Raw genomic sequence first — 21,515 nt, 5'->3', positions numbered from 1 at the left:
TCCCATTCACAGGCCCTATCATGATCCGCATTGAAAATATCAGCAAGTCGAACAGTCACCGCATTCTCTACATCGAGGCCTCCGCTGCGCTCAATCGCGGCGAGAAGATCGGCCTTGTCGGCCCGAACGGTTCTGGCAAGACCACGCTGTTCCGGATGATGACCGGCGAGGAACAGCCCGATGAGGGACAGGTCGTCGTCGAAAAGGGCATGACGGTCGGTTATTTCAATCAGGATGTCGGTGAAATGTCCGGCCGCTCCGCCGTGGCCGAAGTCATGGAAGGCGCCGGCCCGGTCAGCGAAGTGGCAGCCGAACTCCGGCAGCTGGAAGCCGCCATGTCCGATCCCGACCGGATGGACGAAATGGATGCCATCATCGAGCGTTACGGCGAAGTGCAGGCGCGGTATGAAGAACTGGACGGCTACGCGCTGGAGGGCCGCGCGCGCGAGGTTCTGGACGGGTTGAGCTTCAGTCAGGAAATGATGGATGGCGATGTCGCCAAACTTTCCGGCGGCTGGAAAATGCGCGTGGCGCTCGCCCGCATTCTTTTGATGCGCCCGGACGTGATGCTGCTCGACGAACCCTCGAACCATCTCGATCTCGAAAGCCTGATCTGGCTTGAGGATTTTCTGAAGAACTACGACGGCGCGCTTTTGATGACCTCGCACGACCGCGAATTCATGAACCGCATCGTTACCAAGATCATCGAAATTGACGCTGGCAACCTCACCACCTATTCCGGCGACTACGGCTTTTACGAACAGCAGCGTGCGCAGAACGAAAAGCAGCAGCAGGCGCAGTTCGAACGCCAGCAGGCGATGCTCGCCAAGGAAATCAAGTTCATCGAGCGCTTCAAGGCGCGTGCCTCACATGCCTCACAGGTGCAGAGCCGCGTCAAGAAACTCGAAAAGATCGACCGCGTCGAGCCGCCCAAGCGGCGCCAGACGGTCGCTTTCGAATTTGCACCCGCGCCAAGATCTGGCGAAGATGTCGTTGCGCTGAAGAAAGTGAACAAGGCCTATGGCAGCCGCACGATCTATGGCGAGCTGGACTTCATGGTGCGCCGGAAAGAGCGCTGGTGCATCATGGGCGTCAACGGCGCTGGAAAATCGACATTGCTGAAACTGGTGACCGGCACGACCGCGCCGGATTCCGGTAACGTCACGCTCGGTGCCAGCGTCAAGCTCGGTTATTTCGCCCAGCACGCCATGGATGTCCTGGACGGCGACAGTACCATTCTCGAATGGCTGGAGGAACGTTTCCCGAAAGCCGGGCAGGCACCGCTGCGCGCCCTTTCCGGCTGTTTCGGTTTTTCCGGGGACGATGTGGAGAAGCGCTGCCGCGTTTTGTCCGGTGGTGAAAAGGCCCGTCTGGTCATGGCTGCCATGCTGTTCGACCCGCCGAATTTCCTCGTGCTGGACGAGCCGACGAACCATCTCGACCTCGACACCAAGGAAATGCTGATCAAGGCCCTGTCGGAATATGAAGGCACGATGCTTTTCGTTTCGCATGACCGCCATTTCCTGGCCGCCCTTTCCAACCGGGTGCTGGAACTGACGCCTGACGGTATCCACCAATTTGGCGGCGGATATACGGAATATGTCGAAAGCACCGGACAGGAAGCGCCGGGCCTGCGCAGTTGAGGCAGCTTGACGGACGTATGAGACGCAGAATTCCCGGGACAGGTTTCATCTTTTAACGTTTAAAGAGCGGATCGGTGGACTAACAAATGCAACTTAAAGACTGCTACAATTTCCACGATTTTCGCCGAATGGCAAAACAGCGTCTTCCCGGACCGATCTTCAACTACATCGACGGTGCTGCCGACGATGAGGTGACGTACCGGAGAAACACGGCCGCCTTCGAGAATTGCGATCTCGTTCCCGACGTGCTGCGGGGCGTGGCCGATGTGGACATGTCCGTCACCGTCATGGGGCAGAAGCTGGCGATGCCGGTCTATTGTTCCCCGACGGCGCTTCAGCGTCTCTTCCACCATCAGGGGGAGCGGGCGGTTGCGGCCGCAGCCGGAAAATACGGCACGATGTTCGGCGTTTCTTCACTCGGCACCACCAGCCTCGAGGAAGCGCGCCGGATCAGCGGTGGCCCACAGGTCTATCAGTTTTATTTCCACAAGGACCGTGGTCTCAACCGCGATATGATGGCGCGCGCCAAGACTGCGGGTGTGCAGACGATGATGCTGACGGTGGACAGCATCACGGGTGGGAACCGTGAGCGCGACAAGCGCACCGGTTTTGCCATTCCGTTCAAACTCAATCTTTCCGGCATTGCGCAATTCGCCATCAAGCCGGCCTGGGGCATCAATTATCTGACGCATGAGCGCTTCAGCCTGCCCCAGCTCGACGGCCACATCAAAATGGACGGCGGCGCGCTCTCCATCAGCCGCTATTTCACCGAAATGCTCGACCCGTCCATGACGTGGGACGACGTTGCGCAGATGGTACGTGAATGGGGCGGACCTTTTTGTCTGAAGGGTGTCATGTCCGTGGAGGACGCAAGACGCGCCGTCGAGATCGGTTGCAGCGGCATCGTGCTTTCCAATCACGGCGGTCGCCAGCTCGATGGCTCGCGTAGCGCCTTCGACCAACTGGCCGAGATTGTCGACGCAGTCGGTGACCGTATCGATGTCATGATGGATGGCGGCGTTCAGCGCGGAACGCACGTCCTCAAAGCCCTGTCTCTGGGAGCGAAGGCCGTGGGGCTCGGCCGCTATTATCTTTTCCCGCTTGCCGCCGCCGGACAGCCGGGTGTCGAGCGGGCGCTTGAGCTGATGCGCATCGAAATCGAGCGCGGCATGAAGCTGATGGGCTGCACCACAGTCGACCAGCTGACACGCAGGAACCTGCGGTTCCGTGACTAGAGCGGGGTCAGCGCGAGGAAATCGAGGCCTGTCGAGCTATCGACAATATAGCCGGATAATCACCCGTACCGAATGACCCCTTTGAAACCACCACAGCGGGTTCGAGAGGTTTTCACGCTATCGGCGATATGGGGTTTTGCCGTCCTCATTCCGGTGCTCCATAATTTCGCGCAGCGGTGACCTTGGCAAGCCCGATCGAATATGATTATCGTTGCATCATGCAACCATAATGGATTTGGCATGCCCGAAAGACCTTTTCCCATAAACGATATCCGCTTCACCTCGCGTCGGCTCGTGCGCGAACTCGGCTTCATGGGTGGAGACTTTGCCGGCACCGATCTGCCGCCCTCCGCCGTGCATGCCCTGATCGAGATCGAGGCATGCCCACGCATTACCGCACGCGATCTGGGAAAGCTGCTTCGGCTTGAAAAGTCGAGCATCAGTCGCATGCTTCGCAAACTGGTTCTTTCGGGCGATGTTCTGGAAGAAACGGACGAAGAGGATAGTCGTATCAAGCGGTTGCGTCTCGCCGGGCGAGGACAGAAGCGGGTCGAAGCCATCCACACCTTTGCCAACCGACAGGTATCAAACGCACTGTCGCGGCTCGCGCCTGCGGATGGCAAAAAAATCCTTGATGGGCTTCGCCTTTATGCCGACGCGCTGGGAGACCGGGCCGACGCCGCGGCTCCCCCGATCGAAATCGTCAGGGGCTACAGGCCTGGCCTTATTGCCCGTATCACGCAAATGCATGCGCTTTATTATGCCCGGACATCAGGCTTCGGCCAGCGTTTCGAATCCGTTGTTGCCGAAGGTCTCGCCTCCTTTTGCAACCGGCTCGAAAGCCCGCAAAATGCGATCTGGGTCGCAATGCGTGGAGACGATATCATCGGCTCCGTCGCAATCGACGGTGAAGATCTGGGACCGGGAACCGCCCATCTGCGCTGGTTCATCGTCGATGATGGCGTGCGTGGAGGCGGCGTCGGGCGAAGGCTGTTGGCAACCGCCCTTGCGTTCACGGACGAAAAAGCGTTCGCCGAAACCCATCTGTGGACTTTCAACGGACTTTTGGCGGCACGGCATCTTTACGAGGCCCAGGGTTTTACCTGTGTAGAGGAACGTCCCGGCAGCCAGTGGGGAAGCGAGGTTCTGGAACAGCGCTTCGTCAGGCCGCTTCCGGTGGTTGGCGGCGCTGAATGTGAAGCGAACTAACCCCCCGTGGCGGCCGATCAAGCCGCCTTGAGAGCCCCCCGATGAGCAACTGCGCCTGAACCCAGCTCGAACTGGCCGAGCAACCGGTTCAGCGCATCGACCTCGCCTGCAAGATTGTGGCTTGCAGCGGTCATTTCTTCCACCATCGCGGCATTTTTCTGCGTGTCCTGATCCATCTGGTTCACGGCGGTATTGATCTGCTGAAGGCCGGACGACTGCTCTTGCGCGGATTCGACGATCGCGGCGACGTGCTGGTTGATCTCCTGCACTTCGGCGACAATCGCGTCGAGTGCCTTGCCGGTGTCGCCGACAAGATGCACGCCCTCCTCGACCTGCTGGTTCGATTTGGTGATCAGCGACTTGATTTCCTTCGCCGCGCCGGCGGAACGTTGCGCAAGTTCGCGCACCTCCTGCGCCACCACGGCAAAACCCTTGCCCGCCTCGCCGGCTCGCGCCGCTTCCACGCCGGCATTGAGCGCCAGCAAGTTCGTCTGGAAGGCAATCTCGTCGATCACACCGATGATACTGGAAATCTCGTTCGAGGATTTTTCGATCCGCTCCATCGCGATCACGGCCTGACGCACGACTTCGCCCGATCGTTCCGCACCGATGCGCGTGCGGGAAACCAGACGGCCCGCCTCATGCGCACGCTTCGCGGCGTCTTTCACGGTTATTGTGATCTCTTCAAGAGCTGCGGCGGTTTCCTCCACGGCAGCGGCCTGCTGCTCCGTCCGCCTTGCCAGATCATCGGAGGCTGCCTTGATTTCATTAGCGCCGGCATCAATACCGGCGGCATTATCCGATACCCGCAGAAGCGCGTTCTGCAACTTCCCGGCCGAACCGTTAAAATCGTTGCGCACGGCATCGAACTGCTCGACAAAGGGATCGTTGATACGACAGGACACGTCGCCATCTGCGAGCCTGGCCAACGCCTGAGCCAGACTGTCAACCGCGAAACGGATGCCGCTCGCCTCATCGGCAGCCTTGTGTTCGCGGGCCACCCGCTCCTGTTCGCCAAGAGTTCGGTTGGCTTCCGCTTCCTGCTCCAGCAAGGCTTTTTCACGATTGTTTTCGCGCAGAACGTCAAGCGAGCGGGCAAGGTCGCCGATCTCGTCCCTGGTCTCGATATCCTTCAATGTCAGCTGGAGATGTCCCCGAGCGATCTGGGCGGTCTCCTCGATGACATTCGTAATGCGGTTGATGAACCGCCGTGCAATAAACCAGCCGGCCAACGCCAGCAGCACCGCCGCCGTTACGATCGTCAGGACGGCATCACGCATCATCGCATGCAGCTGCGCAAAGACCGTGTCTTCCGGCACCGAGACGATTGCGTACCATTTCATGTCACCGGTGAGCATGACCGGCAAGGCGACGGCAAGGGAAACCGTGCCGTCCTGTGCCGTCATTTCCAGCTCTTTTCCGGGATTGGCGATCAGTTTATCCCAGCCTGCAGTTTGTGCGCCCCCATCTGCGAGATTCTTACCCATTATCGCCGCATCGGGATGGCTGATAATCTTGCCGCCGCCACTCACAAGGCTCATGAAGCCCGTTCCCATCGGCCGGACAGTTGACAACGCCTTGTTCGTTTCCGCCAGCGACAGATCGAGGCCGGCGACGCCCAGAGTTTTACCGTCGACGATGACAGGCTTGGCGACCGAGGTGATCAGAACCTCCTTGCCATCGATTGCGTAAGAATAGGGTTCGATGACGACTGTTTTCTTCAATGTGAAGGGCAACTGATAATAATCGCCTGGACCCGAGGTGGTATAATCCGTCAATGCGGTGTTGCTTATTTTGCCGCCGCTCCGCACCCAATAGGGTACATAACGACCAGTCGCATCATATCCCTCCTTGTTGACGAAGTCCGCATCCTTGCCATCGAAAGTGTTGGGCTCCCATCCGGTCCAGAGACCAAGCAAATCGGGATTGTTCGCCAGCATGTGCTGGATAAGCTGATCGGCCTTGCCCCGATCGGCATCGCCCGACTGCTTCATCGATTCCAGAACCGAGCCGAGGCTATTGACGATGTGGATCATACCGCCGATATTTTTCTCGGTCGTCAAGGCTTCGGCTTGCGCGATCTGCTGCATACGCTCCATACTGTTGGCCCTCGTATCCTCAAAGGACCGATAAAACAGCACGGCCGAAGCCGCGATCGTTGCAACGACGCCGCACGCGGCGACTGCGAAGATATTACGGCCCGTTGTCGATTTAAACAGCATGTCCCATCCCCCCCAAAAATCCCGGCCGCGACGGCTGAGGTCGCTGCGCGCAAGCCCCAAATGTCAGCAGCCAAACCAGAGGATAATAGTAGAAACCTATGCTTAAAAATTACTTTAATTCATATTTTTAGCGCAATTAAGAAAACAGAAATACATTATAAAATCGTAATATTACAGTACATACAAAATATTACGCGATATCCGAACCTTCCGAAATGCCAGCATGTATTGCAAGCTCATGCGGCACGCATCATTGCGTGCCGCCGATCAGGAAAACCGGAAGCCTTTAGTCCTGTAAACGCAGAGCGTTCCAGAAACCGCGCAACTGTTCGGTGAGCTGTGTGTAAAGGCCGTAGCGCCGTCGATAATGCGGGACTTGCCCCGCATCCGGCCGGTAGGCACTGGCCACGCGGGTCATCGCTGCGACTGCCTCTTCATAGCCGGGATAGAGACCGATCGCGACAGCCGCGCCAATAGCCGCACCAAGCGCACCCGTCTCACGGGCCTCCGCAACACGCAGGGGAATTTCCAGAACATCCGCCATGATCTGCGGCCAATGCTGGCTGCGGGAACCGCCGCCGGACATCACGGCACTGTCGACCGGCAGCCCCGCTTCACTGAGAACGCCGATATGGCGGCGGTGTTCGAAACACACACCCTCGAACAGGGCTCTCAGCATGTGGCCTTCGCCATGCCATCCCGCCAGACCATAAAACCCACCCCGAAATTCCGCGCCCAGTCGCGAGCCGAAGATGAACGGGTGGAAGAACGGATCGTCGGCGCGTTGCGAAACGGAACCGACCAGGTCGTTGCAGCGCTCGAAGGCATGGTCACCATGGTCGCCGCGAACACGGTGCACGTACCATTCAAGATTGGCCGCAGAGGTGGCGCTGGACTCGATATTGACATAGCGGTCACGTCCGAAGGTCGTGACCATGAAGACATCGGGGCTGATAACCGGTTTATCCGCGAAAACCTGATTGATGCTCCAGGTGCCGGCGATGATGGAAGCCTCCCCGGCATTGATGACGCCCGACCCCATGGCGCTGGAGACAACATCGAAGAAACCGCCGATAACGGGTGTGCCTTCGGAAAGCCCCGTCAGAGCCGAAGCCTCAGCTGTCACATGGCCGACGATATCCGCCGATTCCACGAGGCGCGGAAAAAAGGCAACGGCATCCTCAAGCCCGTAGAGCGACAGGAGTTCCCGGTCGAGCTTCGCGTCGGGGAAGGCAAGCAACCCCGCACCACTGAGATCGGAAATATCATTGGCAAGGCAACCGGTCAGGCGGAAGTTCAGGAAATCCTTGCAGAACAGCACCGTTCCGATCTGGGCATATGTATCGGGCGCATGCCTTTTCACCCAGACCAGCAGGCTGGGCGTCTGCGCGGGCCAAGGCCGTTGCAGACAACGGCTCTGTAATTGCGCGCCGCTTTTCCGGTCAAGCTCTACCGCCACATCGGCGGCTCGGCTGTCAAGCGACTGGATACCGATCAGGGGCTGCTGATCCTTGTCCAGCAGGTAGAGACCGTTGCCGTGGCCGGCGCAACCGACCGCGAGGATGCTCCGGGGATCGACGGACGATTTTGCCAGAAGCTGGCGGATCGCCTCGCATCCGTTGCGCCACAACTCCTCCAGATCGCGCTCGACGTAACCGGGCCGCGGAAATGTCGAATGGCCGTCAATGGCGTGTTGCGCGACCTGCCGGCCGGCCGTGTCGAACAGCACCGCCTTGATCACCGTGTTGCCGACATCCAGACCCAATATATGATTTTTATCAGCCACGATTATAGATGTCCCATGCTTCTTCGCTGCCCGCACCCTGATGGATGATAGCCATCAAGGCCGCAACGACGGCCTTGGGGTTGTCATGCTGGTAGATATTGCGTCCATAGACCATCCCGTTCGCACCTTCGGCCACCAGTGCCGCTGATTTCGCCAGCACGTTGCGCAAGTCCTCACGCCCCCCGCCCCGCACCAGAACCGGGCACCGCGCTGCCTCGATGACCTTGTGAAAATCCAGCGGATTGCTGGTGGGATCGGCCTTGATGATATCGGCTCCCATTTCCGAGGCAAGACGCACCAGCGTGACGATCTTTTCAGCATCGCCATCCACCTGGTAACCGCCGCGCACGTCATTGGGCAACATCACCAGCGGTTCGATCATCAGCGGCATGCCGTAACGATGGCAATCGGCGCGCACCCGGCTGATATTCTCGACGCATTGGCGAAACAGTTCCGGCTCGTCCGGCAACATGAACAGGTTCACGACGACGCAGGCGGCGTCCATTTCCAGCGCGCCGATGATCGGATCGTGATAGTTCTGGAGCTGCGACCACATGGTTCTGTGGCGCGTTGAATTATAGGGGTTGCCCATGTCGATGCGCATGACGAGCGCCGGCTTGTCGCGCTGCGGCCTTTGCTGCAGCAAGTCCGCCTGCCCGTAGGTCATCTGAATGGCATCGGGACCTGCTTCCACCAGCCTGTCGACGGCTTGAGCCATATCCTCCAGCCCAACGAGGAAGCTCGGCTCGTTGCAAACCCCGTGATCAATGGCAACGTCCAAGCATCCACCATTGCGGAACAGCCGGTTCATGCGCGCCTTTTTCGAAATCCGCATCATCATGCATTCTCCTTGCATCTGTGTTTAAGCATTGCTGTCGTGACCCCGTAAAAGGTCTCCAGTTCATCAATGAGCCGCTGCCGTTCGTCTGCCGCCTGCTGTGGCGCCCATCCCAGCTCGCGCGCTGCGACGCCAAGGATCGCATCGATCAGATCGGCATCGATGACGCCGGTAATGGCAAGCGTCGTGCGGCGCAGGATGAGATCCGTCAGATGCCGGACATGTTCGCAGCGGATCAGCCAGACCACCTCTGCCGCCGTGATCGGCAGTTCTTCGCAAAGCGGACTGTCATCCGGGCGGCCCCGACAAAAGCCCATCAACTCGAAGGCACGTGAACCGTAGGCCGATGCCAGATGCTCGGCCCGGTCCCGGTCGATCGAAAATTCCTCCGACAGCAGGGCCGGCAGGCGCCCGGCACCGCTGGGGAAGTTCCTGCCGCCGCCGATCGGGCGGTTCATGGTGCCGACCAGCCGTTTGCGTCCGAGAAAGGCCAGAGCCTCGTCGGTCACCTGTTCGCCAAAGGCTCTGAACGTCGTCCACTTGCCGCCGATCATGCAGAGCTGCGGCGGATCGCCCTCCACGCGGTGGATGAAATGGCTGCGGGATATTCTTCCGGTAAAAGCAGCGTCGCTACGCGGCAGCGGGCGTATGCCGCTGAAACTGTAGACGATGTCGGAATGGTCGATGGAAATATGCGGAAAGACCTGACGGACCGCATCGAGAATATAATCACGCTCTTCCGGTTCGCATCGCACCCGTTCGGGACGATCCACCTTGATATCTGTCGAACCAGCGAGAACCCGGCCAAGATAGGGAAAGAGGATACAGACACGGTTGTCGGCATTCTCGAAAAAAATCATATGGCCGTTCAGGGCCTTAAAGAGCGCCTCGTTGGCGAGGATCAGATGCGACCCCTTGGTGCCGGAAACGGTCGGTTTAGCCCTTTCCGCAGCCTGTATGGTCGTTAGCGCTCCAATCGTCTCATCGATCCAGGCGCCCGTCGCATTGACGATGATGCGTGGCCGGATGGGCAAGGTTTCATCCGTGCCCTCCACCTTAAGACGATAATCCGCGCCAGCACGGACAAACTCGGCATAGTTCAGCGCAATGCTTTGCGGCGCATCGGCCCGGGTGTCGATCAGAAGCTCCAGCGCAAGCCGTTCGGGCTGGCTGATCCACGCATCGTAATAGGTGGCCGAATATCTGATGCCTGGCGTCAGGCCCGGCCAGCGTTGCAAAGTCTTGCGCGCGTTGCGGAAGGTGTGTCGGGGAAGGATGCGATTTTTGCGGGTGACGAAGTCATAGAGCATGAGGCCCGCCTTGATGGCCAGTGCCCCCCTGCTGGCTGGCTTCCCGCCGGACCCGACAAAGGTCGCGGCCGCATTGAACAGCCCGCTGAAGGTTGAGAAGATCGGGATCGTCGTCGGCAGCGGATGAACCATATGCGGTGCCAGCGTGAGAAGCGCGTCACGCTCCCGCAGCGATTCCGCCACAAGGCCGAATTCACCGTTTTCGAGATACCGCAGGCCGCCGTGGATCATGCGCGAGGGTGCGGCACTGCAACCGGACGAGAAGTCGTTGCGCTCTACCAGAAGCACCCGCAGTCCCTGTAAAGCGAGATCGCGATAGGCGGCGATACCGTTGATGCCGCCACCGATGACGACGGCGTCAAAATCACCGTCTTGCCGGATGCAGCGTAGAGCGTCCTCGCGAAAACTGGGCATAGGAATACCGTTCGCTGGCTAACAACCAGCGTCCCAATGTTGTTAAACGTTTAAAGCGACGAGAGAGAGGGGTGGCGAAAATTATGCGCTATTCGCCTGAAGCCCCGTCTCAGCTACATGATTTACGCATCAAGCCCCACGAGATGCTCGGCAACGCCGGCGCTGATGAGAGCCAGTTCATTTTCCGCGAGGCGCAGGCGGGCCGCAGCAGCGTTTTCAACCGCCTGAGCCGGATCGCGCGCGCCGCATAGCGAGAATGTTATGCCGGGCTGGGCAATCGTCCAGGCAATCACGACCTGCGCAATCGACGCCCCATGCGCTTCGGCCACCGGTTCCAGACCCCGCGTCAATCGCGCGATCTTCTCGCGGTTTGCCTGGCTGAAACGCGGATTGCCCTTGCGCTGATCATCCCCTGCAAAAACCCGTTCAGGCCCGACCTTGCCGGACAGAAGACCGAGCGCCAGCGACGAGTAGCTCAGGACCGAAACAGCACTTGTGCGGCAAAGCGGCAGAAGTGTCGTCTCGATGTCCCGCCGCACCATTGAATATTCTTCCTGGATGGCATCCAGCGCGCCGGTGGCGATATAGGCTACCAAATCCTCCGGTGAGACGTTGCTCGCGCCGATCGAACGGATCTTGCCTTCATCCTTCAGGCGCACAAGCGTTTCTACCGTCTCGGCAATCGGCGTCGTCGCATCCTGCCAGTGGGTGACATAGTGGTCGATATAGTCGGTTCCGAGCCGCTTCAGGCTCTCTTCGACCTCATGCCGGATCGAAGCGGCGCCGAGATAACGGTGAACGGGCTTTCCGTCCTGATGGAAGAAATAGGCGCCCTCGTTCACATGCCAGACCAGCCCGCATTTGGTGACCAGAACCACCTTGTCGCGCCGGCCGGCAATCGCCTTGCCGACGATGGTTTCCGCAAGCCCCATGCCATAGGCCGGCGCGGTATCGATCAGGGAAATGCCGGCGTCAATGGAGGCCTGGATAGCGGCGATGGATTGCCGCTCGTCGGTGCCGCCCCACATCCAGCCGCCGATGGCCCAGGTGCCCAGCCCCACGGCTGATGCGCTGATACCGCTGCCGCCAATCGTCCGGGTCAATATTGAATTGTCCGTCACGAAGTTTCCCCCTCTTCCTGATCCAGTAAATAGCCGGCGATCGCCTCGTCCACGACGAGCGAGGTCAGATAGCGGCCGGCAAGCGTGGCTGCCACCGGTCCGGCCTTGATGGCCCCGGCCGCCACGCCGATGATGTTCGGGCACCGGGCAAGCTGCCCGGGGTCCAGCGCCACCACGCGCGAGTTGAGATCGATCCGCGCCAGCTTCCCATCCGCCATGGTGAGATGGGCAAGGAATTCACCGGCAATGCCCGCATCCACCAGCGCCTGCCCGCCACGGGCCACATCCGGCAGCAGATCGTAATAACCGGAACCGGGCGCCTCCACGGAACCGATGCCAACCAGCGCCACCTGCGCCTGCCGCGCTAAGTCGAACACTTCGCGGATCGAAGCGACATTCATCAGGAGATCACGCTGTTCCTCATCCTCGGCAAATAGCGGCGCATGAATGAGCGACGCGCTGCCGCCGAGCTTTTCCGCCAGTTGCGTGGCCAGATGATTGACATCCGTATAGTGCTTGCCCTGCACACCGCCGGTTAGCGGCACTACCCGCACATCGAAACGGCGCTCCGCCTCCAGATTATCGACGACGGCGCTCACCGCCTTGCCGCCGGTAATCGCAATCACGTCGCCGTCGCGGATAGTCTCCAGCAAGTGGTTGGCGGCCACGCGCCCGACCATCTGCAACGCTGTTTCCGGATTGTCGGACACCGTCGGTGTCACAACCGACTGTCTGAGGCCGAAGCGGCGTGTGATCTCGTTTTCGAGGTCCACCAGCCTCTGATAGGGACTGGCGATAGTGATCTTTACCATGCCTGCCTTGCGGCCCGCCGCTATCATGCGGTTCACCTTGGTGTGGGAAAGATTGAGCCGCTCGGCAATTTCCGACTGCTTCACACCCTCGATGAAGTGCAGCACCAGGACGGAGTACATCTGCCTCTGTTGATCGAAATCGTCCTTGGTATCCAGCATGATCATATATCTCCAATTGCGACTGGCGCTCAGCGGCGACGCTTGACAAGATAGTGGTCGAACAGGACCGCCGTCAGCAATATGCTTCCCCTGATGATGTCCTGCCAGTAGACAGACACATTGAGCAAGGCAAGCGAACTGGAAACGACCGACAGAAGGATCGCCCCGAGGATTGCGCCGAGAATGGTGCCCGAGCCGCCCGAAAGGCTGGCGCCGCCGATGACCGCCGCCGCAATCACGTTAAGCTCCATGCCGACGCCGAAGCTCGGCTGTGCTGACCCGAAGCGGGCCATGTAGATTACGCCCGCGACACCGCACAGCATCGAACAAAGCGTGGTGGTGGCAAACACCACCCGGCCGATGCGGATGCCGGAATAAGCCGCAGCCTTCGGATTGCTGCCGGTATAGAACACCTTACGGAATGCGGTCGTGCGCCGCAGCAAGAGATCGAAGCAGACGACCACCACCGCGAATATGATCAGCACCAGCGGAATGCCGCCAAGCGCGCCCTGGCCGATGAATTTGAATTCCGGCGGCAGCGAGTAGAGACCGAGCGGCCGGCCGGCCGTTGCAAGCAGGCAGACGCCGCGCGCAATCACCATGACGCCCAGCGACACGATGAAGTGATGCAGGCCGATGACCGTTGTCAGAAATCCCATGGCCATGCCGACCAATGTGGTGAGGCAGATTGCCAGCCCGGCCGCGACCCAGGGATCGACACCGTTGAGGAATAGCCAGCCAGCCGCAACCATCGCAAGCGCCGTGACGGAACCGACGGATAGATCAATGCCGCCCGAGATTAGCAGGATCGTCATGCCGACCACGACGATGCTTTCGATGGCGAAAACCATCGCCATGGCCCGCAGATTATCGACCGTCAGGAAATACGGGGATATGAAAGACATCACCGCGAAAAGGGCGAGGATGATGACGATAAGTCCGGTTTCCCGTGCCTTGAGCGCCGGTTCCCACCAGCCTGTGCGGCGAACCGCCACTTCTGCAATGCCCGAAGGTGTTTCCGATGTTGCCATTTTCCCGCTCCCTCAGGCCCCTGCCGGGCTCTCTGCAATATTGATCGATGCAAGCTGCATGATCTTTTCTTCCGTCATGTCCTCACCCTCAACCTCGCCGGCAATGCGCCCCTCGCGCACGACCAGCACGCGGTCGCTGACACCGATGAGTTCCGGCAATTCAGAGGATATGACGATCACGCCCACACCCTCGCGTGCCAGTTCCCGGATCTGGCGGTGGATTTCGGCCTTTGCGCCCACATCCACCCCGCGTGTCGGTTCGTCGAGAAAGACGACCTGTGGCTCCACCGAAAGCATCTTTGCCAGTGCCACCTTCTGCTGGTTGCCGCCGCTCAAGGTCGAGACAGCGTCACCGACGCTGTTTGCCCGCAATTTCAGCCGGCGTCCCAACTCGTCGGCGCGCTTCATTTCCTTGCGCCGTTCGATAAAGCCCATGCCGTTCGATATTCTGCCGACATCGAGCGCCGAGACATTCGCGGCAATGGACATATTGAGAAACAGTCCGTCGCCCTTGCGGTCCTCCGACAGATAGACCAGCCCCTCGCGGATGCTGTCGCGATAGTCCTTGAGCTTCAGCGGCCGGCCGCGCAACGAGACCTCGCCTTTTGGTTTTCCCTCCAGCCGGCAGACCGCCCGCACAATTTCGCTTCGCCCTGCGCCGATCAGGCCGGCGAGCCCGAGGATTTCGCCGCGGCGCAGATCGAAATCGACATCGAAAACGCGCTTTCCCTCGTTCAGTCCCCGAACCGAGAGAATGACGTCATTCGATTTCTCTTCTTCCGCAAGTTTCGGTGGGTAGAGCTTGTCGAGCACCCGTCCCACCATGCTGTTGACGACTTCCTCCGGGGAAATCTCCGAGATATTCTCCGTCCTGATGTGGCAACCGTCGCGCATTACCGTGATGCGGTCGCAATGCTCAAAAATCTCCGCCATCCGGTGCGAGATATAGATGATCGCAATCCCGCGTTCCGCCAGCCGGTGCATGATCCGGAAAAGAGTCTGGGCCTCGGTTTCGGTCAAAGCCGCCGTCGGCTCATCGAGGATCAGGATACGGCAGTCCAGCGTCAGCGCCTTGGCAATCTCGACGATCTGCTGTTGCGAAATCGACAGATCACCGGCACGGCTGGCGGGATCGATATCGCCGATTTCCCTGAGGATAGTTGCCGCCCGCTTGCCAAGATCGCGATAATTCATGAACCAGGATTTGCTCTGGCCGGTCTCCGACATGAACATGTTTTCGGCAACCGAAATTTCCGGGCAAAGCGCAATCTCCTGATGCACGAAACCGATACCGAGCCGGTTCGCCGCATTGGGCGAGGATATCTTGACCGGTTTGCCGTCCAGCAGGATTTCACCGCCATCAGGCTGCAAAATGCCATCGATAATATGCATCAGCGTCGATTTACCGGCGCCGTTTTCACCCGCGAGCGCATGGATTTCTCCCCGCCGCAACTCAAAGGCAGCACTGCGCAACGCCCGCACCGGGCCAAACGCCTTGTGAATATTCGTCATGTTGAGGATGACCTCGCCCATAACGCCCCTCCCGAACGTGGCTCCCCTTTGCCGGCGAGGCGTAAACCTCGCCGGTTTCAGGGCGGCGCGTCAGCGCCCCTTCATATAGTCATTGAGATCAAAGGACGCGGCGTTCGCCTTGGTAATCACGGCGAAACCATTGTCCATCGAAGGAACCTGCATCGGGTTGAAGCCTGATACCTTGTAGTCGTTGAAGGGGTCGATCAGATCCGAATGGGCACCCAGAAAGGTATTCATGAAACCCATGAAGCCCTGAACGCCCTGATTGGGATTGATGGACATGTAGATGTTGCCCTGCTTGATGTGCTCCAGCGTCGCCGGGGTTATGTCCGCATGCAGGATCAGGACCTTCTTCTTGGCCTCGAGAACAGCGGTCGTTGCACCTTCAGCCGAGCCGGCCTCAGGAATCCACAATGCGCCGAGATTGGGGTTGGCCTGCAACAGGGCACCCACCGCCTGATAGGCGACGTTTGCATCCTGGTTGGTCGCCTGGCGGCCGACGAGCTTCATTTCCGGATAAGTGCGCCCCATGTAATCGATCAGTGCGGTGACGCGCAGATCATGGTTGCTCTGGCCCGGATTTTCGAGAACGGCATATTCGCCCTTCTTGCCGAGCTTCTTGACGATCTCGTCAGCCGCAAATTTCGCCTCGGCAACATTGTCCGAGGTGATGTAGGCGGTGCGTTTCGACTTCGGCGAATCCGCCGCAAAAGTCGTCACCGAAACACCGGAGTCGATCGCCTTGTTGATCGGTTCGATAAAGGGATCGGCCTGCATCGGATGCAGCAATATGCCTTTCGGCTTCTTCACCAGCTCCTGCTCGAAGGAAGCGATCTGCTTGGTGATGTCGTATTCGGGCGTGCCGGTGAAAACGGCCTCGCAGCCCAAGGCCTTCGCGGCCTGCTTGAAACCTTCAAAGACCGGCACCCAATAAGGGTGGCTGGAAACCATGACGTTCATCACATAGGTCTCGCCAGGTTCACAGGCGAATTTGCCCGCGGCAGCGGCCTGAGAGCCGGCGCCTGCGGAAATCGCCACGGCTAAAACACCCGCGGCAACGGTCGATTTCAGAAAAGCCAACATATTTCCCCTCCCAAGGACAATGACCAATCCGCAATAAATTTTAAGTCGTGTAATTTATTGCATGACGTTTGAGATATCGGGAAACGGGGCAAGCGTCAATCCGGTTTGCATTTTATTTTTTTTAGTGAAATTTATTGCGGAACGCATGATAGTTTGGAGGCTGCCGACAGGATAGCCCGTCGCTCGAGCGAACTCCGCGGATCGAATAGGGCAGTCAATAAGCTTGCCGATACCAATCATCTGGCGGCAGTCGGATGTCTTAAGACCAAGGGATGGCAAGGCGCGATGCACTCAGGAAGCCAAATGGCGGGTAGCGCGCAAACGCTTCGGTTCATCACGCCCTCCTCCATGTCCATGCCGCATGGAAGGCCGCAAAGTCCTCCTGCCGATCCCATTTGCCCTATTTGGAGTGGTATTTATGACGGTGCCGCAGCGGGTACCCGTGATGGGAGCGCTGACGCATACCCCATAGGGGAAAGGTTCGATTAACACTGGCGCCACTATGCAAAAAGGCCCTGCGATTTCTCGCAAGGCCTTGATATTCAAGAATTCGGATGGTGGGCGTGACAGGGATTGAACCTGTGACCCCTACGATGTCAACGTAGTGCTCTCCCGCTGAGCTACACGCCCTCCGTGGCGGCGGATAGACCACAAAACCGGTTCATGCGTCAACTGCTTTTTTTCGGTTTTGTGAAGGTTTTTTGAGACCCCTTACGCCACAAGGAGTTTGTTGACCTCATCCACCAGATCGCGAAGATGGAACGGCTTGGAAAGCACCTTGGCATCCTTTGGAGCCTTCGAATCGGCGTTCAGCGCGACGGCCGCAAAGCCGGTGATGAACATGACTTTCAGGTCGGGGTCGAGTTCAGTTGCGCGCCGGGCCAACTCGATGCCATCCATTTCGGGCATGACGATATCTGTCAGCAACAGCGAGAAAGGCTCTTCGCGAAGCCGGTCGTAAGCGCTTGCGCCATTGTCGAAGGAAGAAACCTTGTAACCGGCTTTTTCCAGCGCCTTGACGAGAAAGCGGCGCATATCGTTATCGTCTTCAGCGAGAAGAATTTTCTGATTCATCATAAGTGACCGTAACTGCTCAATGTTTGAGATACCCTAGCCCGATTATAGGATTTTCACGGTAAATATCATGTGAACACAAGAATCGGTATAGCGCTGCATGGTCGATAGTATGGACTTGCCGCACCGTAACTGGCAACATGAACATCCTGATAGTTTACGACATGGTAAATGGCACTGAATGGACTGGATAACGGGTGAATACGAGCTGTTCGAAGTAACGGAACCTGCCGTTCAAACCCTGCCATTCGTCTATAATTCACCCCATAGCGGTCGCTGTTACCCCATCTCCTTTCTGGAATCGGCGCGGCTTGATTCGCACGAAATCCGGCGCTCGGAAGATCACTTCGTTGACGAGCTGTTCGCCGCTGCGCCCGACATCGGTGCGCCGCTGCTGAAAGCCAATTTTCCCCGCGCGTATCTCGACGTCAATCGCGAGCCCTACGAGCTTGATCCACGCATGTTCGAAGGCACCCTGCCGCCCTATGCCAATATCGGCTCCATGCGGGTTGCCGGCGGCCTGGGAACGGTACCCCGTATCGTCGCCGAGAATATGGACATCTATGCCCACCGCCTGCCGGTGGACGAGGCGCTGTCACGGATCGAGACGATTTACAAACCCTACCACGCCTGCCTGCGCCGGCTGTTGTCCCGCACCCACGCCAATTTCGGCATGGCGGTACTGATCGATTGCCATTCGATGCCGGGCAATATCCGCGTTGCCGGCTCGAACCTGCGGCCGGATGTCATTATAGGCGATCGCTACGGCACCAGTGCTTCCCAGGAGGTCTCCCGCGCCGCCCTGCATTTTCTTGAAGAACTGGGTTTTGTTGCGGTCTGCAACAAGCCCTATGCCGGCGGCTTCATCACGGAACATTACGGCCGACCGATCCGCTCTCTTCACGCGCTCCAGATCGAGGTCAATCGGGCGCTGTACGTCGATGAAAAAACGCTTTCGAAGAAAGCAGATTTTCCGGCCATTCAGGCATCGCTTGAAATCTTCATGCGCCAGCTCGGCGCTTTCGTTTCGGAATACGCGATCGAAACCTCGCTCGCCGCCGAATAATACATCAAATTCCAGGATATTTCAGATCTCTGTTCCAGACCGCCTGGCCACGCTCCGGGCAAAAAAAACCGCGCCTTGGCGCGGTCAAGTCTAGGGAGGAAACACCCAAGGAGGGTATTTACAGTCAAAGACTGCAGGGTCACGCTACGCATTATATGCACAATTGTCAATCATTTTATTTTATGCACTTTTTTTAGGCTTATGCTGAAAATTTGGAATCGGCCGTCCCTGCATCCGTACGTGTGGACGGCGGGTACAATTCCGGTCTATGCATTTCGCCATACAATTCAGGCCCAATAATTCAGGCAATGAGGTTTCGCATGCTGCCCGACCGGGATTTCTTCTTCAAACTTGCCGACGCCGCCAGCGCTGAAACGCTTCCCCGCTTCCGCACGGGCATTGCCGTCACCAACAAGGAGGACGGCGGCTATGATCCGGTGACGGAAGGAGATAAGGCAGCAGAAAGCGCCATTCGCGCCCTCATCGAGGCACGTTTTCCGCAACACGGCATTCTTGGTGAAGAACACGGCAATGTCGGTCTCGATCGCGAACATATCTGGGTTATCGATCCTATTGACGGCACACGCGCCTTCATTTCCGGCGTGCCGGTCTGGGGCACGCTGATCGGCTTCCAGTCGGCCGGCCGCGCTTCGATGGGCATCATGGACCAGCCCTTCACGAAAGAGCGTTATTTCGCCGACGGCGAGGCCGCATGGTATTTCGGGCCGGATGGTGAACGCAAGATCCGCACGCGCGAATGCACTTCGCTGTCGGATGCTGTGCTGTTCACCACAACACCCCATATCTTCACGGCGGAAGAAAAGCCCCTTTACGACAAGGTGCAGGATCAGGTTCGCCTTTTCCGTTATGGCGTGGATTGTTACGCCTATTGCCTGCTTGCCGCCGGCCATATCGATCTGGTGATCGAATCGGGCCTGAAGCCCTATGATGTCGGCGCGCTCATTCCGGTGATCGAACAGGCGGGTGGCATCATCACCACCTGGGATGGCGGGCGTCCGGAAAATGGTGGCCGCATTCTGGCAGCCGGTTCCAAAGCCGTGCACGAACAGGCGCTCGCCATTCTTTCAAAACTGTGATGGTACGACTGACGGGGATGGCGCAAGCGGCGCCATCCCCGTCATCGCTGCGTCATTCCGGCGCGAAAAAGGCGTCGATGGCCGCCAGCGCCTGTTTGCGGAAAACGTCGCGCTCATGCAGCAATTCGTGGCGCGCACCGGTTATGGGAAGAAGCTGCGCCGCGCGGAAATTGCGCGAGAGTTCCTCCTGCGCCTTATAGGGCGTGATTGTATCCAGCATCGGCGCAAGAATGAGGGTGGGAATGGTTATGTCCGTCAGATGGTCCTGACGGGTCACTCGACCCATCGTTTTCAGCGCTTCATAAACCCATCGCGCTGTCGGTGCGCCGATGAAGAGCTCCGGAAATTGCCGGTGCAGCGCAAGATTTCTGGCAAAACGTCTGGCGTCAGAGGTCAGCGGGTTGCCATCGAAATCCCGTTCGCGCTGATCCCTGCCCAGCTGAAGCTTTCCAAGACCCAACAGGCTTAAAGCGGTCGCGACCAGCCGGATGACGGACGAAGGAACAGATTGCTGGCTGTCCAGCTCGATAAAGGGCGAACAAAGCGCCAGACGGTCGATTCTGTTCGACAGGCCGGGTGCTGCGGCCAGTGCTGCAAGTGCGCCGGTTGAATGCGCGATCATGAAGAATGGCAGCCGGGTATCCGGCAGCACCACCTGTTCGAGAAACAAACTTATGTCACGCTTGTAGTCGGAAAAACGTCGCACATGCCCGGCGCCCGGCTTCTTCAGCAGCCGTTCGGAACCACCCTGCCCGCGCGCATCGAAGGTCGCGACCCAGAAACCCATGGCCGTCAGATCGCTGACGGTCTCGAAATATTTCTCGATACATTCGTTGCGACCATGCAGCAGAACCACGGTTCCGCGCGCAATGTGTCGGCTGGCGCGGAAGATCGCATATCGAAGCTGTTTGCCGCCGTGGCCGGTGAAATAACCGACGGTATGGTTGCCGGGAACCGGGTTGTCTTCGCTCTCGCGCAATGTGGCTTCGATCATCGGTCTTTTCCGGCTTCTCTGCCTTTTCGGGATAGGTCGGCGGCGGCGGAAGGTCAAAGAAAAAATTGCCGGAACCGTCGGTTAAAGCAGTCGCGGTTCCGGCGAATAGGACAGAAGAAGAAGGGACGTTATTGCTTCTGCCACGGAGCATGTCTCCGATGACGGATATTTATGGCTCTCAAACTGAACGATGCTGGAACCGGATGTTCAGCGATGGTTCATCTTGTTGTCGCCCTTTCCGCTTTAATGCCCCCCTTGACGGAGCACCAAGCCATTCCCATCTCATTCATGCGGCCGCCAGAACGGGGCCGCGCCATATGTCCGGCTGTCGCCAGAACGGGACGCCGGATCAACCGCAAACAGTCGCTTCATAAGGAGGACACCATGCGTCACGTCGATTTTTCCCCCCTCTATCGCTCCACCGTCGGTTTCGACCGTCTCTTTTCGATGCTCGACGGCCTCGGCCAGCCCGAACAGGCCCAGTCCTATCCGCCCTATAACATCGAGCGGACTGGTGAAAACGCCTATCGTATAACCATGGCGGTTGCCGGTTTCGATGAAACGGAACTCAGCATAGAATCCCGTGCCAATACGCTGACGGTGAAAGCCGAGAAGGCCGCAGATGAGAAGTCGTCCGAAGGCGAGTTTCTGTATCGCGGCATTGCCACGCGCGCTTTCGAACGCCGCTTCCAGATGGCCGATCATGTCGAAGTCCAGACCGCTTCCCTGAAGAATGGCCTGCTTCACATCGATCTCGTCCGCAATATTCCGGAAGCCATGAAACCGCGCCGTATCGCGATCTCCTCCGACAGCGCAGATGCGCCGAAGACGATCGAAGCACAGATCACGCCGGCCCAGGTCAACTAGGCCGATCCGGATGTCAAACGA

17 protein-coding genes and 1 tRNA gene are annotated in these 21,515 nt (G+C 58.7%); 6 read left to right on the top strand and 12 right to left on the bottom strand.

Annotated elements, in window-relative coordinates:
* Positions 1 to 20 precede the first annotated feature (20 nt).
* The 3 genes from CRO62_RS08335 (at position 21) to CRO62_RS08325 (ending at position 4,087) form a co-directional block, all read left to right on the top strand.
* Complete coding sequence (locus tag CRO62_RS08335; RefSeq protein ID WP_097099849.1) at positions 21 to 1,643, top strand: ABC-F family ATP-binding cassette domain-containing protein; 1,623 nt, start codon at positions 21 to 23, stop codon at positions 1,641 to 1,643.
* 86 nt (positions 1,644 to 1,729) lie between these two features.
* Complete coding sequence (locus CRO62_RS08330; RefSeq protein ID WP_097099848.1) at positions 1,730 to 2,878, top strand: alpha-hydroxy acid oxidase; 1,149 nt, start codon at positions 1,730 to 1,732, stop codon at positions 2,876 to 2,878.
* A gap of 240 nt (positions 2,879 to 3,118) precedes the next feature.
* On the top strand, positions 3,119 to 4,087 hold the full coding sequence (locus tag CRO62_RS08325) for a MarR family winged helix-turn-helix transcriptional regulator (RefSeq protein WP_179784479.1): 969 nt from the start codon (positions 3,119 to 3,121) through the stop codon (positions 4,085 to 4,087).
* A gap of 17 nt (positions 4,088 to 4,104) precedes the next feature.
* Here the strand turns inward: CRO62_RS08325 and CRO62_RS08320 are convergent, their stop codons facing one another.
* From CRO62_RS08320 to cpdR, 11 genes are all read right to left on the bottom strand, one after another.
* Positions 4,105 to 6,309, bottom strand: a complete 2,205-nt coding sequence (locus tag CRO62_RS08320) for a methyl-accepting chemotaxis protein (protein ID WP_097099846.1) — start codon at positions 6,307 to 6,309, stop codon at positions 4,105 to 4,107.
* 286 nt (positions 6,310 to 6,595) lie between these two features.
* A complete protein-coding gene (locus CRO62_RS08315; RefSeq protein ID WP_179784478.1) occupies positions 6,596 to 8,095 on the bottom strand; it encodes an FGGY-family carbohydrate kinase in 1,500 nt (499 codons plus the stop codon).
* On the bottom strand, positions 8,088 to 8,930 hold the full coding sequence (locus CRO62_RS08310) for a class I fructose-bisphosphate aldolase (protein ID WP_097100430.1): 843 nt from the start codon (positions 8,928 to 8,930) through the stop codon (positions 8,088 to 8,090). Before CRO62_RS08310 ends, CRO62_RS08315 begins: the two co-directional genes overlap by 8 nt.
* Before the next feature lie 2 nt (positions 8,931 to 8,932).
* The gene (locus tag CRO62_RS08305; RefSeq protein ID WP_097099845.1) at positions 8,933 to 10,657 is read right to left on the bottom strand and encodes a glycerol-3-phosphate dehydrogenase/oxidase; all 1,725 of its coding nucleotides are present in this window, start codon (positions 10,655 to 10,657) and stop codon (positions 8,933 to 8,935) included.
* Between the two features lie 122 nt (positions 10,658 to 10,779).
* Positions 10,780 to 11,778, bottom strand: a complete 999-nt coding sequence (locus tag CRO62_RS08300; RefSeq protein ID WP_097099844.1) for an aldo/keto reductase — start codon at positions 11,776 to 11,778, stop codon at positions 10,780 to 10,782.
* Positions 11,775 to 12,749, bottom strand: a complete 975-nt coding sequence (locus CRO62_RS08295) for a sugar-binding transcriptional regulator (protein WP_174003663.1) — start codon at positions 12,747 to 12,749, stop codon at positions 11,775 to 11,777. The genes CRO62_RS08300 and CRO62_RS08295 overlap by 4 nt, the downstream gene beginning before the upstream one ends.
* A gap of 29 nt (positions 12,750 to 12,778) precedes the next feature.
* Entirely contained in the window at positions 12,779 to 13,780 is a 1,002-nt protein-coding gene (locus CRO62_RS08290) for an ABC transporter permease (protein WP_097099843.1), read from the bottom strand.
* A 12-nt stretch (positions 13,781 to 13,792) separates the two neighbouring features.
* Positions 13,793 to 15,313, bottom strand: coding sequence for a sugar ABC transporter ATP-binding protein (locus CRO62_RS08285; protein WP_097099842.1), 1,521 nt, complete (start codon positions 15,311 to 15,313; stop codon positions 13,793 to 13,795).
* Positions 15,314 to 15,382: 69 nt separating this feature from the next.
* A complete protein-coding gene (locus CRO62_RS08280) occupies positions 15,383 to 16,396 on the bottom strand; it encodes a substrate-binding domain-containing protein (RefSeq protein ID WP_003511565.1) in 1,014 nt (337 codons plus the stop codon).
* Positions 16,397 to 16,951: 555 nt separating this feature from the next.
* Positions 16,952 to 17,026 (bottom strand) — tRNA-Val (locus CRO62_RS08275).
* Between the two features lie 81 nt (positions 17,027 to 17,107).
* Positions 17,108 to 17,470: a cell cycle two-component system response regulator CpdR gene (gene cpdR, locus CRO62_RS08270; protein WP_003497910.1), complete on the bottom strand. Its 363-nt coding sequence runs from the start codon at positions 17,468 to 17,470 to the stop codon at positions 17,108 to 17,110.
* A 181-nt stretch (positions 17,471 to 17,651) separates the two neighbouring features.
* Between cpdR and CRO62_RS08265 the strand changes: the two genes are divergently transcribed.
* Together CRO62_RS08265 and hisN are read left to right on the top strand one after the other, a co-directional pair.
* Positions 17,652 to 18,536, top strand: a complete 885-nt coding sequence (locus tag CRO62_RS08265; protein ID WP_003511568.1) for an N-formylglutamate amidohydrolase — start codon at positions 17,652 to 17,654, stop codon at positions 18,534 to 18,536.
* A 320-nt stretch (positions 18,537 to 18,856) separates the two neighbouring features.
* Positions 18,857 to 19,633 (top strand): histidinol-phosphatase, encoded by a 777-nt coding sequence (gene hisN / locus CRO62_RS08260; RefSeq protein ID WP_097099841.1) that lies wholly within the window; start codon positions 18,857 to 18,859, stop codon positions 19,631 to 19,633.
* 52 nt (positions 19,634 to 19,685) lie between these two features.
* Here the strand turns inward: hisN and CRO62_RS08255 are convergent, their stop codons facing one another.
* Positions 19,686 to 20,627, bottom strand: coding sequence for an alpha/beta fold hydrolase (locus CRO62_RS08255; protein WP_097099840.1), 942 nt, complete (start codon positions 20,625 to 20,627; stop codon positions 19,686 to 19,688).
* Positions 20,628 to 21,011: 384 nt separating this feature from the next.
* Between CRO62_RS08255 and hspL the strand changes: the two genes are divergently transcribed.
* Positions 21,012 to 21,494, top strand: coding sequence for a heat shock protein HspL (gene hspL, locus CRO62_RS08250; RefSeq protein WP_019564988.1), 483 nt, complete (start codon positions 21,012 to 21,014; stop codon positions 21,492 to 21,494).
* Positions 21,495 to 21,515 lie beyond the last annotated feature (21 nt).

The sequence above is a fragment of the Rhizobium sp. AN6A genome, assembly GCF_900215635.1.
Taxonomy (GTDB): Bacteria; Pseudomonadota; Alphaproteobacteria; order Rhizobiales; family Rhizobiaceae; genus Agrobacterium; species Agrobacterium tumefaciens.
Note: the sequence above shows the minus strand (reverse complement) of the source record. Positions and strands in the feature narration are given on the sequence as shown.

Coding starts and splice junctions, on each gene's coding strand:
- CRO62_RS08265 (WP_003511568.1), top strand. CDS start 17,652: ATGGACTGGATAACGGGTGAATACGAGCTGTTCGAAGTAACGGAACCT.
- cpdR (WP_003497910.1), bottom strand. CDS start 17,470: ATGAATCAGAAAATTCTTCTCGCTGAAGACGATAACGATATGCGCCGC.
- CRO62_RS08330 (WP_097099848.1), top strand. CDS start 1,730: ATGCAACTTAAAGACTGCTACAATTTCCACGATTTTCGCCGAATGGCA.
- hspL (WP_019564988.1), top strand. CDS start 21,012: ATGCGTCACGTCGATTTTTCCCCCCTCTATCGCTCCACCGTCGGTTTC.
- CRO62_RS08320 (WP_097099846.1), bottom strand. CDS start 6,309: ATGCTGTTTAAATCGACAACGGGCCGTAATATCTTCGCAGTCGCCGCG.
- CRO62_RS08325 (WP_179784479.1), top strand. CDS start 3,119: ATGCCCGAAAGACCTTTTCCCATAAACGATATCCGCTTCACCTCGCGT.
- hisN (WP_097099841.1), top strand. CDS start 18,857: ATGCTGCCCGACCGGGATTTCTTCTTCAAACTTGCCGACGCCGCCAGC.
- CRO62_RS08295 (WP_174003663.1), bottom strand. CDS start 12,749: ATGCTGGATACCAAGGACGATTTCGATCAACAGAGGCAGATGTACTCC.
- CRO62_RS08285 (WP_097099842.1), bottom strand. CDS start 15,313: ATGGGCGAGGTCATCCTCAACATGACGAATATTCACAAGGCGTTTGGC.
- CRO62_RS08290 (WP_097099843.1), bottom strand. CDS start 13,780: ATGGCAACATCGGAAACACCTTCGGGCATTGCAGAAGTGGCGGTTCGC.
- CRO62_RS08310 (WP_097100430.1), bottom strand. CDS start 8,930: ATGCGGATTTCGAAAAAGGCGCGCATGAACCGGCTGTTCCGCAATGGT.
- CRO62_RS08335 (WP_097099849.1), top strand. CDS start 21: ATGATCCGCATTGAAAATATCAGCAAGTCGAACAGTCACCGCATTCTC.
- CRO62_RS08305 (WP_097099845.1), bottom strand. CDS start 10,657: ATGCCCAGTTTTCGCGAGGACGCTCTACGCTGCATCCGGCAAGACGGT.
- CRO62_RS08280 (WP_003511565.1), bottom strand. CDS start 16,396: ATGTTGGCTTTTCTGAAATCGACCGTTGCCGCGGGTGTTTTAGCCGTG.
- CRO62_RS08255 (WP_097099840.1), bottom strand. CDS start 20,627: ATGATCGAAGCCACATTGCGCGAGAGCGAAGACAACCCGGTTCCCGGC.